This is a genomic window from Microbacterium sp. (genome assembly GCF_051860965.1).
GTDB lineage: Bacteria > Actinomycetota > Actinomycetes > Actinomycetales > Microbacteriaceae > Microbacterium.
The window spans coordinates 305,558-320,898 of sequence record NZ_JBIMKU010000005.1; the positions used below are offsets into that span (position 1 = coordinate 305,558).

The 15,341-nt window shown below is 64.2% G+C and carries 12 protein-coding genes; 7 read left to right on the plus strand and 5 right to left on the minus strand.

What is annotated here, in order from left to right; genetic code table 11:
- The first annotated feature begins 38 nt into the window (after window positions 1–38).
- Window positions 39–644: a TetR/AcrR family transcriptional regulator gene (locus tag ACTIFV_RS12010; protein ID WP_439593012.1), complete on the plus strand. Its 606-nt coding sequence runs from the start codon at window positions 39–41 to the stop codon at window positions 642–644.
- 56 nt (window positions 645–700) lie between these two features.
- On the opposite strand, the gene ACTIFV_RS12015 is transcribed toward ACTIFV_RS12010, so the two are convergent.
- Window positions 701–1,795, minus strand: coding sequence for a hypothetical protein (locus tag ACTIFV_RS12015; RefSeq protein ID WP_439593013.1), 1,095 nt, complete (start codon window positions 1,793–1,795; stop codon window positions 701–703).
- 258 nt (window positions 1,796–2,053) lie between these two features.
- On the opposite strand from ACTIFV_RS12015, the gene ACTIFV_RS12020 reads away from it, so the two are divergent.
- Window positions 2,054–2,443, plus strand: coding sequence for a DUF2510 domain-containing protein (locus tag ACTIFV_RS12020; RefSeq protein WP_439593014.1), 390 nt, complete (start codon window positions 2,054–2,056; stop codon window positions 2,441–2,443).
- Window positions 2,444–2,569: 126 nt separating this feature from the next.
- On the opposite strand, the gene manD is transcribed toward ACTIFV_RS12020, so the two are convergent.
- From manD to ACTIFV_RS12040, 4 genes are read right to left on the minus strand one after another with little or no spacing between them, the layout of a single operon-like run.
- Window positions 2,570–3,808 carry a D-mannonate dehydratase ManD gene (manD, locus tag ACTIFV_RS12025; protein WP_439593015.1) on the minus strand — a complete coding sequence of 413 codons (1,239 nt, stop codon included), beginning with the start codon at window positions 3,806–3,808 and terminating at the stop codon, window positions 2,570–2,572.
- Window positions 3,805–5,133 carry a glycoside hydrolase family 28 protein gene (locus ACTIFV_RS12030; RefSeq protein ID WP_439593016.1) on the minus strand — a complete coding sequence of 443 codons (1,329 nt, stop codon included), beginning with the start codon at window positions 5,131–5,133 and terminating at the stop codon, window positions 3,805–3,807. The genes manD and ACTIFV_RS12030 overlap by 4 nt, the downstream gene beginning before the upstream one ends.
- Complete coding sequence (locus tag ACTIFV_RS12035; protein ID WP_439593017.1) at window positions 5,130–6,092, minus strand: ROK family protein; 963 nt, start codon at window positions 6,090–6,092, stop codon at window positions 5,130–5,132. Before ACTIFV_RS12035 ends, ACTIFV_RS12030 begins: the two co-directional genes overlap by 4 nt.
- Window positions 6,089–8,041: a glycoside hydrolase 5 family protein gene (locus tag ACTIFV_RS12040; RefSeq protein ID WP_439593018.1), complete on the minus strand. Its 1,953-nt coding sequence runs from the start codon at window positions 8,039–8,041 to the stop codon at window positions 6,089–6,091. Before ACTIFV_RS12040 ends, ACTIFV_RS12035 begins: the two co-directional genes overlap by 4 nt.
- Before the next feature lie 223 nt (window positions 8,042–8,264).
- Here ACTIFV_RS12040 and ACTIFV_RS12045 point away from each other — a divergent pair, with 223 nt between their 5' ends.
- From ACTIFV_RS12045 to ACTIFV_RS12065, 5 genes are all read left to right on the plus strand, one after another.
- Window positions 8,265–9,545 (plus strand): ABC transporter substrate-binding protein, encoded by a 1,281-nt coding sequence (locus ACTIFV_RS12045; RefSeq protein ID WP_439593019.1) that lies wholly within the window; start codon window positions 8,265–8,267, stop codon window positions 9,543–9,545.
- Between the two features lie 100 nt (window positions 9,546–9,645).
- Window positions 9,646–10,575 (plus strand): carbohydrate ABC transporter permease, encoded by a 930-nt coding sequence (locus ACTIFV_RS12050; protein ID WP_439593020.1) that lies wholly within the window; start codon window positions 9,646–9,648, stop codon window positions 10,573–10,575.
- Between the two features lie 11 nt (window positions 10,576–10,586).
- Window positions 10,587–11,429, plus strand: a complete 843-nt coding sequence (locus ACTIFV_RS12055; RefSeq protein WP_439593021.1) for a carbohydrate ABC transporter permease — start codon at window positions 10,587–10,589, stop codon at window positions 11,427–11,429.
- A gap of 30 nt (window positions 11,430–11,459) precedes the next feature.
- On the plus strand, window positions 11,460–12,839 hold the full coding sequence (locus tag ACTIFV_RS12060) for a glycoside hydrolase family 28 protein (protein ID WP_439593022.1): 1,380 nt from the start codon (window positions 11,460–11,462) through the stop codon (window positions 12,837–12,839).
- Window positions 12,836–15,340 carry a glycoside hydrolase family 2 protein gene (locus tag ACTIFV_RS12065; protein ID WP_439593023.1) on the plus strand — a complete coding sequence of 835 codons (2,505 nt, stop codon included), beginning with the start codon at window positions 12,836–12,838 and terminating at the stop codon, window positions 15,338–15,340. Before ACTIFV_RS12060 ends, ACTIFV_RS12065 begins: the two co-directional genes overlap by 4 nt.
- Window position 15,341: the final 1 nt, after the last annotated feature.

Sequence of the window (15,341 nt, forward strand, 5' to 3'; positions counted from 1 at the left end):
CATTTGTCAATGCGAGTGCAATGTGAAAAGCTGATGCCGTGCCCAAACGCGTCAATCAGGAGGAGCGCCGGCAACGCATCGCGGAGGCGCTATTACGCGTGGTCTCGCGTGACGGACTGAACGAGGTGAGCCTGCGTCACGTCGCCACGGAGGCCGGCGTGACGTCAGGGATGGTGCAGCACTACTTCCCCACCAAAGACGCCATGATGCAGTACGCGATGGGGGTCGCCAGCGAACGCTATGAGAAGCGCATCACCGCGGAGCTCTCCCGCCTGGGCGACGACCCGGAATACGTGGATGTCATCCGCGTCCTCCTGGCGGGCCTAATTCCGATGAGCCCGGACGAGGCGGACGACGCCCGTGTCGCCCTGGCGTTCCAGGCATACGCGGTCAATAATCCCGACGCCGCCCAGAGGCTTCGCGAAGGAGACCGTATCCTCACCGGCCACATCGGCGATCTCCTCGCCTCGATGGGCGCAGGAAACCCGGAACCACAGCTCGCTGCGACGACACTCCTCGCCGCCGCGGAAGGACTGGCCGTTGCAACACTCAGCGCGGGGCTTCCGCACGACACCGCGTTGCGGGCGCTCGACGCGAACCTGGCGCTCTTCATTCCCGACGTGTCGCTGCCGCTTGGAACGTGAGGTCCTTCCGGTTGAGCACGCGCGTGTTTAGTCGGTTCGAGTCGGATTAATGTTGATTACTGGAGCCGGGCTAAATCTGAGGAGCCGCCGACGTCGAGGTCAAGGCGGCCGATGGTGAAGTAGACGGGTGAGGGGAATGGTGGAAGCCTGCGACGGCGTACGGCGTCGATCGCGAGGCGACTCCAGGTGCGGTCGCGAGGTGCGCCGGCGAAGAACACGCTGAGCGTTTCGTGCTCAGGGTCCGCCCACACTGCGGACGGCGCGCACATTCCCCGCGCCGTCCACTCGTAACCCGCGTCTTCTGCCGCGAAGACTCTCGCCGGTCTCGACCAGTTGGGCCGCGGGTCGCCAGGACCGTCAGCTTCACTGAGCCAAACACCCTGCGGTGGATTGTTCACGCGTCCTTCGAGGTCTGAGTCTCGGGTGATCGCCATGAGCGCTCGATTGTCGTCGTGCACGACGACGCTGTCGAAGAATCCGTCTTTCGTCCCGAACCACTCCTCGGGAGTTGTCCAACCGTCGCGACCGTTGACGCTCGTGGTGTGCATGATCCGAAACTGCGCCGGGTCTTCGGAGCCGGGCTTGGCTGCGGGAATCGTCAGGAACCGCATACGCCAGAGTCCGTCGTGATACTCGACCTTCGGCTCGAGAACGCTGGGCAGACCGGGACCGTGCAGGGGCAGAGGGGCGGGGGCGCTGCGCCATGACTCGCCGTGTCGCCTCTCGAGATAGCCGATCCGATAGGGCAGGCGCCCATTCAGGACGGTTTCGGACGATCGGCCCGCGTGATAGATGCGCTCAACGGTTTCGCCGTCGGCCACACCCCGCGCGAAGCACACCGAATGCATGCAACGGTTCCACGATCCCCGCCCCGGCTGCGCGACGATCGGGCGCAGGCGCCGGGCAGACACCACGCCTGACGGGCTCGGACGCCACTGATCGCTTGTCACCGGAGCGCCCGGGGGGAGCTCGAAACTGTAGATGTTGGTGCGGAACGTGGGGACCATCCCGCCAATGAACATGATCCAGCGATCCTCGATCCACGCCATGCTCGGATCGCTGAAGCCGAGGACGTTGCGGGCGAACGGGTACCCGTCGCGCATGTCGAACAGCTTCGTGCACTCGCGGACGCGAACCGAGGGCTCGGGCATACCGCCAACCCTCCCACACCGACTCGAGACGCACACTTGGCACCGTGCCGAACGCGACCGAACCCGCAAGGAGCATCAGGAACGGTGAGGCCCCCGCCGACCCCGCGACGAGGCCAAAGTTAAAGCGAACAGCAAGAGGTCGGTCGCACTTCGGGCCGGCGCGCGGCGCCCAGGACCTCCCCGGACCGTTCCGCCTGAAGTCATCCCCTTCCCACTACGGTTGCGCTATCGACAGCAATGTGACGAATCGAGGATCTCGTGGCCGGTACGCAGGCGGGGTGGTACGACGACGGGTCCGGAAGACAGCGGTGGTGGGATGGTCAGCAGTGGACCGATTCCTTCCAGGAACCCGAACCCAAGGAGCCCGGATTGCACGGCATGATCAGCCGCGCGCAGGCTGACGCGGTCGCCGGCGCGCAACCGCGCCCTGCGCCTGTCGGGATGAGCTACGTCGTCTTGCAGGTTGTGCTCAAAGAGAAGTTCTTCGGTACGGGATCAGGCAACCTCACCGAGCTGGAGAAGGTGATCAACAAGCAGGCCGCTCTCGGCTACCGACTTCACACCATCAGCACGGCGTCATCGGGCAGCGGTGGATTCGGCGGGGGAGACAGGATTCAGGCAACGATGGTGTTCGAGCGGCTCAGCTGACCCCGCCACCTATACGTCGCGTGCGTGGCCCACGTAACCACCGCGCGGCCGGCGTGGTCGGAGATGCCGGCAGCTTCGGAGGGACGGAACTACGACGAACGCCGTCTCACTTTTTGAGAACGTCAGTCACCAATCGTGGATGGTGCCGTCTGCGAGACGGTTGTAGGGCAGGTAGGCCTGCTCGTAGGGATACTTGCCGGCCTCGTCCAGGTGGAGTTCTACGCCCAGCCCGGGCTTGTCCCCGGGGTGGAGCATCCCCTCGCTCCAGGTATAGGACTGCTCGAAGGTCGCGTCTGTCTTCGCTCCGTGCTTCATGTACTCCTGGATGCCGAAGTTGTGGATCGACAAGCCAAGGTGCATGGCAGCAGCCATTCCGACGGGAGAGATGTCTGTTGGCCCGTGCATGCCCGACTTGATCTGGTACTGGGACGCGTAGTCCAGGACCTTCTTGAGATGGGAGATGCCACCTGTGTGCGTGACTGCGGACCGGACATAGTCGATGAGTTGCTCTCGGATGATCTGCTGGTAGTCCCAAACGGTGTTGAAGATCTCTCCGATGGCCAAGGGCGTCGTCGTGTGCTGGCGGACGAGCCGGAGTGCTTCCTGGTTCTCGGCTGGCGTGACGTCCTCGAGCCAGAACAAGTCGTACGGTTCGAGGGACTTGCCGAGCTGGGCGGCTTGGATGGGAGTGAGTCGGTGGTGAGCGTCGTGCAGGAGGGGCAGCTCGGGACCGAACTCGTTGCGGACCGCTTCGAACACGGTGGGCACATGCCGAAGGTAGGACCGGGTGTCCCAGTCCTCCTCGTTCGGCAGCGCGCCGCGCTGGGCGGGCTCATGGTCGTACCGCACGCCAGTGTTCGCTTCGAAGGTGGCGTTGGAGGCGATTCCATAGACGGATTTGAGGCCTGGCACCCCCGTCTGCACGCGGATCGCCCGGTAGCCCTGTTCCTGGTGCGAACGCACCGAGTCAAACAGCTCTGGGGTCGACTTGCCGGACGCGTGGCCGTACGCGAGAAGGCCGTTCCGTGAGGCACCACCGAGCAGCTGATACACCGGCAGCCCTGCAACCTTGCCCTTTATGTCCCAGAGCGCCATGTCGACGGCTGCGATAGCGGCCATGGTCACCGGTCCCCGGCGCCAGTAGGCGCCGCGGTAGAGAAACTGCCATGTGTCTTCGATCCGCGCGGGATCTCGTCCGATGAGGAGCTGAGCGACATGCTCCTTCAAGTAGGCGACCACGGCCATCTCCCGGCCGTTCAGGGTCGCATCTCCGAGTCCGGTCACACCGGTGTCCGTTGTGATCTTCAACGTCACGAAGTTCCGGTTAGGGCTCGTGACGATGATCTCGGCGCGGTCAATCCTCATCGCGTGTCACCTTCGTACGTGTCTCGAACGACCACGTCGCCGTCCACGGATGCATCGCCCGTGATCACGGCAGGAGGGACACGCGCGACGCCCGAGCCCAGGGTGACTGCCACCCGGTCGACCTGCACGTGAGACTGGCCATGAACTCTCAAGGCTGCCACGGGGTCTGCGAAATAGCCGCCGTCGGCGCGCGGTCGAAGGTCGCCGCGGTCCGGGTTCCCGTGCGCGACCGTGATGAGTTGCAGATTGATGTCGCTCAGGCTGACGTCGACGGAGCCGCCATCGTCGCTCCACACGAAGATTCCGCGGGGCGCGCGTGCGGTGATGCCGCGGAATGAGATGTCAGATATCCGTCCGGCTCGTTCGTGGCGTGCGCTGGCCGTGACGTAGATCGGTTCGGCGTTTCCCCACCATCGGTCGTCGAAGAAGGTGCTGTCCACGGTGATGTTCTCGAATCGGATGCGCTCCATGGTCCCGCGTTCGCGGAGGCTGACCGCCAGGCCGCGGTTGCTGGTGTGCACGACGCAGTTGCTGATGACGACGTCGCGGATCGCGGTGTCGCATTCCACTCCGCACAGAATCGCGGTGGAGGAACTGCTGAGCGTGCAGTTGGTGACAGTGATTTGCTCGCACACTCGACCGTCGCGGGTGGACTCGATTGCCGCTTTGAGGCAGATGGCGTCGTCGCCGGCGATGATGTCGCAGTCACTGATCCGGACTCTGCGGCAGGCGTCGATGTCGATGCCATCACTGTTGGGCATGCGCGGGTCGTTGCGGATGCTGATGGCGTGGACGACGACGTCGTCGCACCGAGACAGGCGGACCGTCCAGAGGCATCCGTCTTCGATGCGCACGTCCCTGATGCGTATGCCGACGACATCTCGGAAGTGGACCGTGAAGACGCGGTTGGCGGATCCGAAGTGGATTCCCTCACCCGGGGCCGTGACGTACGCGCGGCCGTTCCCATCAATCACGCCCGTGCCCGTGATGGAGATGTCCTCGCAGTCCGCGGCGAAGAGGAAGGACGCGGTGAGGTCGGTCATATGACCGCTGCTGGGCTCGTCCATCTGGACGACGCCGAGTTGAGTGATGCTGAAGTCCTGGAAGTCGGGGGACGCGAGCAGGGTTGCGCCGGCGGGGATGTGCAGTTCGACGTGGGACCGGAGGCGCACAGATCCGGCCAGGTAGGTGCGGCCGGGGCGGAGGAGTACCCGCCCGCCGCCAGCATCTGTTGCGGCGTCGATGGCTGCCTGCAGCGCGTCTGTATCGAGTACATGTCCATCGCCGATGGCGCCGAAGTCTTCGGGGAGGAAGTCGATTGTCATGTCAGGATCTTCTCGGTCGAGGTGGGGAGCAAGTCTTTTCGATGCACAAGGGCGGCTGCACCGATGAGGGGACCGTCGCTCAGGAGTGGGGAGCGCTCGACGCGTAGTGCACGCACGAACGGAAAGTGGTGACGGGCGACGGGCTCTCGAATGAGCGTCAGCAGGTCTGGTGAGACGTTGCTGAAGCCGCCGCCGACGGTGACCAGTTCCAGATCGAACATGGCGGCCGCACTGCACACGGCCTGGCCGATCGCGCGGCCCGTCCGCTGCACGGCGGCGACGGCGACCGGGTCAGAGGCAGCGTACGCACGACTAAGCGCAGTCCCGTCGTCTCCGGCCCACCCTTCGCGCTGCGCCCAGGAGACCGTGTGCGGTCCGGAGGCGATGGCTTCGAGTGTTCCCGGGGCGCCGTAGGTGTCTTCCCCGACGATGCCCGAAACTTCGACCGCGCCGAGGTGGGCGGCGTTTCCCGAATGCCCTGACACCAGGCGTCCGTCGGCGATGATTCCGGCACCAATTCCGGTGGAAACGACTATCGACATCAGGTTGTCTATGCCGCGTCCCGCACCTTTCCATCGCTCGGCGAGGACGATTGCCGCTCCGTCTCCGCGCAACACGACGGGGACTCGATGACCTCGCCCGCTCAGTCGATGGCTGATGGTGCTGACGACATCGAAATCACGGATGCGCGGCAGGTTCAGCGGTGACACGGCGCCGCTGAACAGCGAGATTGGTCCTGCCGAGGCGACTCCGCCACCGAGAAGGGTGGCGTCCTCGTCGAGGTAGTCGAGTGCGTTGTCGACGAGCTCGCCGATGACCCGACCAAACTCAACCTCAGTGATGTCCCGGCCAGTGACTCGTCGTGACCGCGAGGCAGCGAGCACGGACCCATCGGGTCCGACGAGGGCGCTCTCTGCCTTCGTCCCACCGATGTCCAGTGCCAGCGCCCAGGCGATCATTGCGGTTCGTCCTCACGGCGGAGGACCTTGACGCCGTAAGGATCCAGCTCGACCTGCTCGCGACGATGGCCGTCCAGATCAGTCAAGCGACCGCGCGAGCTGCTCACAGTCACCGTCGCGTGTGTGTCGGACTGGCTCACGACCCAGATGTACTCGGTTCCGTTGTCGTGGACGAGGGTGCCCACCACGACGTCCGGGGTTTCCACCCAGACGTCGGGTGCTGCGCCAGCTTCGTGGGCCAGGGCCGAGTAGACCCGCCAGGCGTCGCTCGGGTTGACGTTGGGTATGCGAGCAGCGAAGTACTCGACCGGGTATGTGGACAGCACGAACTGGCCCGCTCCTGTCCGGTGACGCAGCAGCGCGGGCCGTCCTTGTCCGTCGACGGCGATGACGTCCGCACCTGCGGATTCCACGGCGAGGTAGGCGCGGGAGTCCTCGTTCCCGGCGACTGGGAAACGGAGAGTTTCGCCGGCCCGGATGTTGCCGAAGTCCTGCTGGAAGTGGAAGTAGACCTCATCTGCGGTCACCGGGTCGACGAGGCCGTAGCGGCTGAGCCTGCGGACGCCGAAGGTCTCATCGAGGTCGGGCCACCAGGTCCCGCGTTGCGTGCGGTGCTCGCCCAGGAAGCTGGAGGCATACACCGTCGCACCGGCGTGTGCGCGTGAGCGCAGGAACGCCCAGCCGGGTGCGGTGAACTGCTTCGCAGACGGCAGGAGATACAGCCGAGCATCCGCCGGCAGCCCGTCGAACTCGCGGGCGACGCCGACGGGGATGTCTGCTTCGCGAGCGGAGACGTACGCCTGCCTGCTGACGTCGAAAACGACTGCCTTGTCCTGCGGCTGCGTGAACGGATACTGCGCCTCGAGGTAAGAGGGCACGATGAGCACCACGTCGGAGTCTGGACGCGTCAGGCCCGATGCGTCGATCCGCTCCAGCAGGTCGGCGAACAATCGAAGCTCATGCCCCTGGGGCTTGATAGCCCCGTTCTTGTCGGTGATTCCGAAGTGCATCTCGAAGGGGTGGTGCGAATACGGCTCGACGTCGGCGAGAGAGTCGTAGTCGGTGTTGTTCCACGCCAGCCATCCGGTAGCGCCGGCTAGCAGTGTGTTGTGCAGGATCTGCCGATAGTAGTTCGCGGCGTGTTCTTCGCTGACGTAGTCGCTGGTGACTCCGAACTCCTCCATCACCACGGGCTTGCCGCCGATGTCGAGGATCTCGCAGATGAACGCCGCCCCGAGATTCTGCCGGACGGGGTCGGTCTCCATGCGGTAGACGTGCGGGCCGTGGAAGTCCACGAGCGGTTCGATCTCCCGCACTCGGAAGCCGTTGTCGGCGCCGGTGACTTCAACGCCCCACGCGCCATCGCCGACCGAGACGGGGGCGTGGGAACCGCCTGCTCGGACCGCGTCGATGAGTATCTGCGCCCAACTGGTGACGGAGGCGTGGTCGATGGTGCCGATGCCGCGGTTGACCCAGTCGCCGTAGATCGGGATCTCGTTAGTCAGAAGCCACGCCTCGATGGCCGGATGGTCAGCAACCCGGGCGACAAGCTCGCGGATGTACCAAGCCTGCTGGGCGACGAACCAGACGTCCGTGAAGATGTTTCGGTCGTTGCGCCACGCAGGATCCCAGTTTTGGCCGGACATGTGTCCGACGATGAAGCTGGGGATCGTGGTGAGCCCGACCTCGAGGTGCGCGTCAAGGAAGTCGACGAACCGCTCCACGCTCGTCTCATCGAGCGTGTTGGGTTGCGGCATGAAGTCCGGCCAGTAGGCGAAGCTGCGCGTCACGTTCAGCCCCAGGTCCCGCATCGAGCGGAGTTCCTCGCGCACAAGCACCGGATCGTAATCCCGCCACATACGCGGACCGCCCGCGCGGGACCAGAAGTTCACACCCAGCCAGTTGCGGGCGCGGCCATCGATGATGACTTTGGCAGACTGACGCTTCATCGTTGAAATCCGTTCATCGGGCGGTCCGTCTGGACAGCGAGCTGATCTAGCCGACTCGCCGCGGGGCGATGCGAAGACTACTGAACGTTCAGTAGTTGAGTGGGCTGATGCGAAACACTGTAGAGGAAATCAGCGGATATCGCACTTAACCGGTTCATTGACATCCGGCGTCGGTTCGTGTTTTACTTCCGATGCACACCCGCACCTGTCCATGCAAGGAGGCATGATGAACCGCAAGGCCGCAGCAGCCGCAGCAATCCTGTCCGTGTCCGCTCTCGGGGTTTCCCTGATTGGTTGCTCGTCGGGAGGTGGCAGCGACCCCGACACCCTCACAGTGCTCACCGTCACCCAGGCGGGCACCGAAGCCGGCGACGCGCTGGACGCGTTCGTCGCCAACTTCGAGAAGGAGACCGGTGCGACCGTCAAGCTCACACGCGTAGGGGAAGAGATCCCCGACGTGTACGAGACCTCTGTCGCTGGCGGCAAAGAGGCAGACGTCGTGATGGTCAACCTCGCCGACAAGACCGTGGACTGGGTGGACCAGGGCATCGTCGTTCCGGCGTCGGACTACCTCGATGACTGGGGACTGACCGACAAGATCAACCCCGAGGCACTCGCCGCCTGGACGAACGCCGACGGTGTCGTGCAGGGTTTCCCGTACAACGGCTTCGTCTGGCCGGTCTGGTACAACACCGACCTTCTGGCACAGGCCGGCATCGACGCACCGCCGACCACAATCGACGAGCTCCTCGAGGACGTCAAGCTCCTCAAGGAGGCCGGCATCCCGCCCATGGTCATCGGCGGCATTGACTGGTCCGGGAACAAGCTGTTCCTGCAGATCGTGCAGTCCTACATGGACGCGGACGAGACCACGAAGGTCTACTCCGAGGGTGGCTTCTGCGCCAGTGACAACGCAATGAAGGGCATCGAGCTCTTCACCGAACTCCGCGACGCTGGCCTGTTCGTCGACGACGCTGAGGGCTACACGGCAGACCAGATGAACGCCGCGTTCTATGAGGGCAAGGCAGCCATCATGACCGCTGGCTCGTGGGCCTTCGGTGGTACTCCGGACGCACTGCGCGGGAACGTCGTGCTGGGAGGTTTCCCGATTCCCTCCAACGGCACGTTCGAGAAGCCGACCGCGTACGAGGGATACACCGGCCAGGGCTTCTGGGTCAGCCCCAACGGCGCGAAGGACGACAAGATCGACCTCGTCAAGCAGTTCATCACCGCCTGGTACACGCCTGAGGAGGCCGCGGCCTGGTCGGCGGCCACCAATGGGCCGACCGCTGTTATCACGGACTCGGCTGGCGGCGAGATTGCCAACTCCATCACCGCGCAGGCTGTCAACGACCTTCCCAGCCTCGTGGACTTCGCGGTCATGCCTGACACCATCGTGCCGGGTAGCGTTCAGAACCCCATCATCCGCGAGACCAGCGTCGCGTTCGCTCCGGGAACCACTCCCGACGCAATCTGCGGCGCGCTGGACGCGCTGTACGGCTGACCGAAACCGGTCCCATCTGAGAACTCGGTACGGCACATTGGTGGGGCGGTGCACTCGACTGCACCGCCCCACCGACCTTCCAGCGAAGAAAGGCCCTGACATGTCCCAAACCATCGCCGCTCGAAGCGTGCTCGACGAAGCGACGCCTCCGCGTCGCCGCCGTCGGCGCGACGGTAACGGTGGCCTCGCCCTTCTTGCATTGCCTGCCGTCGTCTGGTACTTCATCTTCACCGTCGGACCACTGTTCGCGATGTTCTACATTGCGCTGCTGGACTGGCGCAGCTTCGTCTCACCGAGCTCGTTCGCTGGCCTCGCCAACTTCGAGAAGGTGTTTACCGACCCCGTCTTCTGGACCGCCGTTCGAAACTCGGTCGTCCAGCTGGCCATTGTTCTTCCGTTGATGCTGCCCACCGCGTTCATGCTCGGCTACTACGTCAGCCTCAAACCCCGAGGGCACCGCATCCTCCGAGTCGTTCTGTTCACCCCGGCTCTGTTGTCGCTGGCCGCGATGTCAGTCATCTTCCTCTCGATCTTCTCCCCGACAGGACTCATCAACGGTGTCCTCGACAACATCGGCCTCGGCGCTCTTTCGACCCCGTGGCTTGCGTCCAGCCAGACCGCATTCGGTGTCGTAATGGTCGTCAACCTATGGAGCGGCATCGGCTTCACGGCGATTCTTTTCAGCGCACGACTGTCCGCGATCCCCGGTGACGTGTTCGAAGCCGCAGAACTGGACGGCGCCAGCCACTGGCGTCGAGTCTGGGGAATCGCGTACCCGATCTGTCGAGACTATTTCGGCGTGATCCTGATGCTGCAGTTCATCTGGGTGCTGTTCACCTCCGCCGGAACCATTCTTCTGCTCACCAGGGGCGGCCCCGGAAGTTCATCCACCAACCTGTCCTTCCTTATCTACGACAAGGCGTTCACGCAGTCGCAGGTCGGATACAGCCAGGCGGTCGGCGTCATTCTCTTCTTCGTCGGAATCCTCGGCATGTTGCTCATCCGCCGCATCTTCCGGCCCCGGTACTAGGAGCTTCACCCGTGTCTCGCACCAAGACCAGATCCACCCGGCTGAACCCGGTCGCGCACGCCCTCACTTGGCTGTACGCCGTCCTGCTCATCATCCCGATCTACTTCCTCGTCATCTCGTCGTTCAAGAACAACAGCGAGATCTTCAACAACCCGTTCGGTCTGCCCGGGAGCTTCACCCTCGACAACTTCGTCGCTGCATGGGAGCGTGCTGACCTCGGCACCGGCCTGATGAACTCGGTGCTCATCACCGTCATCGCCGAGATCCTCACCCTGATCCTCGCGATTCCCGCCGCGTACGCCATCGCGCGCGCCAAGGGAAAGGCGGGAATCATCGTCGAGAGATTCTTCGCACTTGGTCTGCTCATCCCTGGGTTCGCTGCCCTCGTACCGACCGTGATCTTGGCCATCGCCATCGGCCTGTTCCACACGCGTGAGTTCCTCTACTTGTTCTTCCCCGCGTCCGTACTGCCCCTGTCGGTAATCCTGCTTGCGCAGTTCATGCGAAGCGTTCCGGTGGAGCTCGAGGAAAGCGCGATGATGGACGGTGCTAACCGGCTGCGCGTGCTCATCAGCATCTACACGCCCATCGTGGCGCCCGGTATCGCCACGGTCGCGATCCTCAACTTCCTGAGCTTCTGGAACGAGTACCTCTTCGTCCTCATCCTCGGCGGCCCCGACCCGGAGGTGCGCACCGCTCAGGTCGCGCTTCCCACCCTCATCTCGCTCACCGAAACACAGTACGGCGTGCTGCTTGCCGGGGCGCTCATCACGATGATTCCCGTGTACATCGTGTACATCGTCCTCAATCGCCGCCTGGAAGACGCCCTGCTTCAGGGTGCCGTCAAGTCCTGACAAACCCCCCTCGAACAGAAAGTGCCTACGTTGTCCTCCCTCTTTGACATCACCCAGTTCGGAGCCGTCGGTGACGGCGCTCACAACGACGCGTCCGCGATTCAGGCGGCCATCGACGCCGCGCACACTGCGGGCGGCGGGAAGGTAACCGTCCCGGCTGGGCGGACGTACCTGTCGGGATCGCTTGTCCTGCGCTCTCACGTCGAACTGCACATCGAGCGTGGCGCCACACTCCAGGCCAGCGGCGAATGGGAGGACATCACCGAACGACAGGTCGTGACCGCCCTGTCATCGGGCACCGTGCGAGACGATACGGACGCGTCCGGCATCTTCCTTGCCGCGTATAACGCCACCAACATCGCCGTCACCGGCGCCGGCATCATTGACGGCGCGGGACGCCACTACGTCCTCGAGGATCAGGGCGAGATCTACGCGATGCCCGTCTCTCGACCTTTCACACTGTTCTTCATCGACTGCGAAGACGTCACTCTCACCGAAACGACCTACCGCGACGGCGCACTGTGGACGGTGCGGCTCACCGGGTGCGAAAGCGTCCGGATCAACGGGATCCGAATCCGCAACGACATGAAGTTGCCCAATGCAGACGGCATCGACCTAGACCGCTGCCGGCTGGTCCGTATCAGTGACTGCGACATCCGCTGCCCCGACGACGCCATCTCGCTCAAGGCCTGCGAGGAATACCCCGACTCCGGCCCCTGCGAAGACATCACCATCACCAACTGCGTCCTCGAGACCCGCTCCAGCGCCGTCGTCATCGGTGTAGACGCGACTTCCCCGATCCGCAACGTCACCGTCAGCAACTGCGTCATCCGCGCAAGCCACCGCGGACTATCCGTCAACCTCGGCCAGGACTCCCTCTACGAGAACATCCTCTTTACCAACATCACCATCGAAACGCAGATCTATGACGACCGTTGGTGGGGCCGCGGTGAACCGATTTACGTGTCGGCATACCCGTGGCACGAAGGCCTCGGCACCATCCGCAACGTCCGCTTCAGCCACATCGTCGCGCGCGCGGAGAACGGCATCCTCATCTCCGGATTCGAACCCGGCCACATCGAAGACATCGTCTTCGATGACGTCACCGTAGAACTCGCCAAGTGGGGGCCGTTCGATGGCGGCTTTATCGACAACCGGCCCTACCGCGAAGAGCCGCGACCCATCTCGCACCCGACATCGGCAATCCACGTCCACAACGCCGAAGGCGTCGAGTTCCGAAACACTCGCGTGCGCTGGGCGGGAGACTCCCCGGAGTACTTCGCACACGCCCTCGAAGTTGACTCCTCCGATGTCACTCTGGACCGTTTCGCTGGCGACGCCGCGCACCCTGGCCTGGATGCCGTCAAGCACGTCGGCAACGCGCGAGTGGTTGAGGTGGCGCGAGCATGAGCATTGTCGTTGCCCCGCTCACCGACCACTGGCAGGTTCGAGCCTCCTCACCGCTACCGCCAACCCTCGCGGATGCGCTCAGCGCCCCTGTCGCGGCGCGGGTGCCCGGCGTCGTGCACACCGATCTGCTCGCGGCCGGCATCATCGCTGACCCGTACCTCGACAACGGGGAGGCTGAGCTGCAGTGGATCGGCCACACCGTGTGGACGTACAACACCTCGTTCGACCTTCCGACGGGCGAGAACAATCACGAGCTGCTGTTCGAAGGTCTCGACACGGTCGCAACGGTTACCGTCAACGGACGTGAAGTGCTCCGCAGCGTCAACCAGCACCGCACTTACCGTGTCGACGTCACCGACGTCGTGCACCCGACCGGTAACACCATCGAGGTTCGTTTCGACTCCGCATGGGCGTACGCGGAGGCGGAACGCGAACGACTCCTGAACCGCCCGAACGCCTATCCGACTCCGTTCAACTTCATCCGGAAAATGGCCGCGAACTTCGGATGGGACTGGGGTCCCCAGCTGGTCACCGCCGGCATCTGGAAGCCCGTCAGCCTCGTCAGCTGGACCGGGGCGCGCATCTCACAGACCCGCGTGTCCCCGTCCGTCAGCGCCAGCGGGGCCGGAGTCGTCGACATCACAGCCCGCGTGGACACGGATTCAGAGGCCGGTTCCGTCGTCCTCACTGCATCCGTTGCGGGGGTCAGCGTGGACGCTCCCGTCGTTGACGGCGTCGCCAGCATCCAAGTTCATGTTCCCGAGCCGGAACTGTGGTGGCCTCGCGGCCTCGGGGAACAGACCCGCTACGACCTGACCATCGCGATGGTCGTGGACGGCGAGGAGACTGAGTCGAGCATTCGCCAGATCGGCTTCCGCGATGTTCGCCTGGACACTTCCGAAGACGCGGACGGGGCTTCCTTCACCATCAGTGTGAACGGCACGCCCATCTTCATCCGAGGAGCGAACTGGATCCCCGACGACTGCTTCCCCAGCCGCATCGGCGCGCAGCGCTACGAAGACAGAGTCATCCAGGCCGTGGAAGCGAACGTCAACCTCCTTCGCGTCTGGGGAGGCGGGATCTACGAGAGCGACGACTTCTACGACATCTGCGACGAACAGGGAGTCCTCGTCTGGCAGGACTTCCTCTTCGCGTGTGCCGCGTACCCGGAGGAACAGCCGCTCTTCGACGAAGTCGGTGCCGAAGCCGTCGACAACATCGTCCGACTCTCGTCTCACCCCAGCCTGATCCTCTGGAATGGCTGCAACGAGAACATCTGGGGCTGGTTCGACTGGGGGTGGCAGGAAGAGCTCGCCGGGCGAACGTGGGGACTGCGCTACTACGAAGAGGTACTGCCGAACCTCGTCAAGGGCTTAGCGCCGCATGTTCCGTACTGGTCGGGTAGCCCATACTCGGGCAACGCCGAGCTTCACGCGAACGACCCGAGCCGGGGAAACATGCACATCTGGGACGCGTGGAATCGTGCCGATTACACGGTGTACTCCGCTTACCGGCCCAGGTTCGTGTCGGAGTTCGGCTACCAGGGCCCGCCGGCATGGTCCACGCTGACCGAGTGGGTCCACGACGAACCGCTCACCGAGTCATCTCCTAACATGCTGGTGCACCAGAAGGCCGATGACGGAGTCGGGAAGATCCGTCGAGGGATGGCCCCGCACCTACCGGAACCGACCACCCTGGCGGACTGGCACTACCTGGCGCAGCTGCAACAGGCGCGCGCCGTCTCCTACGGCATCGAGCACTTCCGTTCGCTCAAGCCGCTGTGTATGGGCGCCATTGTCTGGCAGCTCAACGACTGTTGGCCGGTCGTGTCATGGGCTGCTGTTGACGGGGACGGCCGACGTAAACCCCTGTGGCACGCGCTGCGCCGCGCATACGCCGACCGGATCGCGCGAATCACGACCACCCCCGGCGCGGCGTCGGTCTCACTTGTCAATGACGCCGCGGAGGAATGGGCGACCGCCGTAACGATCCGTCGCGTCGACATACAGGGGGTCGAACTCGCCAAGGATGTGATCTCTGCGGCGGTAGCGCCAGGTGAGGTCGCGCACTACCCGCTGGCCGGCGCCGTCGTCAGCCCGCACGCGCCGACGTCGGAGTTTCTGCTGGCAGAGAGCGACCAGGGGGATTTGCTCGCCGTCGGAACGTGGGTGGAGGACAAAGATCTCGCGCTCGAATCGACCGTCGTCGACGTCAGCGTCCATGCCTGGGATGACGGGGGGCAGCTCGTCACACTCACCGCGCCATCAGTCGTTCGGGGCCTGGTCGTCTTCGCCGACCGGATCGAACCGGACGCCTGGGTCTCCGACAGCGACCTAACAGTTGTGCCCGGCAAGCCCGTGCATCTGCAGCTTCACCATCACCGACCCGTAACCGTCGAGGAACTGTCGGCGCCCGGAGTCATCCGGTGGTTGAATGAGCCAGGGCAAGCGGATACCCGCATCCTGACGGGTGTGCTCACGGACGGGCTAGCCCGGGATTGAG

What these genes read in the sequence shown, in the direction of transcription:
- manD (WP_439593015.1), bottom strand. Translation starts at nt 3,808, where the DNA reads ATGAGGATTGACCGCGCCGAGATCATCGTCACGAGCCCTAACCGGAAC.
- ACTIFV_RS12030 (WP_439593016.1), bottom strand. Translation starts at nt 5,133, where the DNA reads ATGACAATCGACTTCCTCCCCGAAGACTTCGGCGCCATCGGCGATGGA.
- ACTIFV_RS12050 (WP_439593020.1), top strand. Translation starts at nt 9,646, where the DNA reads ATGTCCCAAACCATCGCCGCTCGAAGCGTGCTCGACGAAGCGACGCCT.
- ACTIFV_RS12040 (WP_439593018.1), bottom strand. Translation starts at nt 8,041, where the DNA reads ATGAAGCGTCAGTCTGCCAAAGTCATCATCGATGGCCGCGCCCGCAAC.
- ACTIFV_RS12015 (WP_439593013.1), bottom strand. Translation starts at nt 1,795, where the DNA reads ATGCCCGAGCCCTCGGTTCGCGTCCGCGAGTGCACGAAGCTGTTCGAC.
- ACTIFV_RS12065 (WP_439593023.1), top strand. Translation starts at nt 12,836, where the DNA reads ATGAGCATTGTCGTTGCCCCGCTCACCGACCACTGGCAGGTTCGAGCC.
- ACTIFV_RS12045 (WP_439593019.1), top strand. Translation starts at nt 8,265, where the DNA reads ATGATGAACCGCAAGGCCGCAGCAGCCGCAGCAATCCTGTCCGTGTCC.
- ACTIFV_RS12035 (WP_439593017.1), bottom strand. Translation starts at nt 6,092, where the DNA reads ATGATCGCCTGGGCGCTGGCACTGGACATCGGTGGGACGAAGGCAGAG.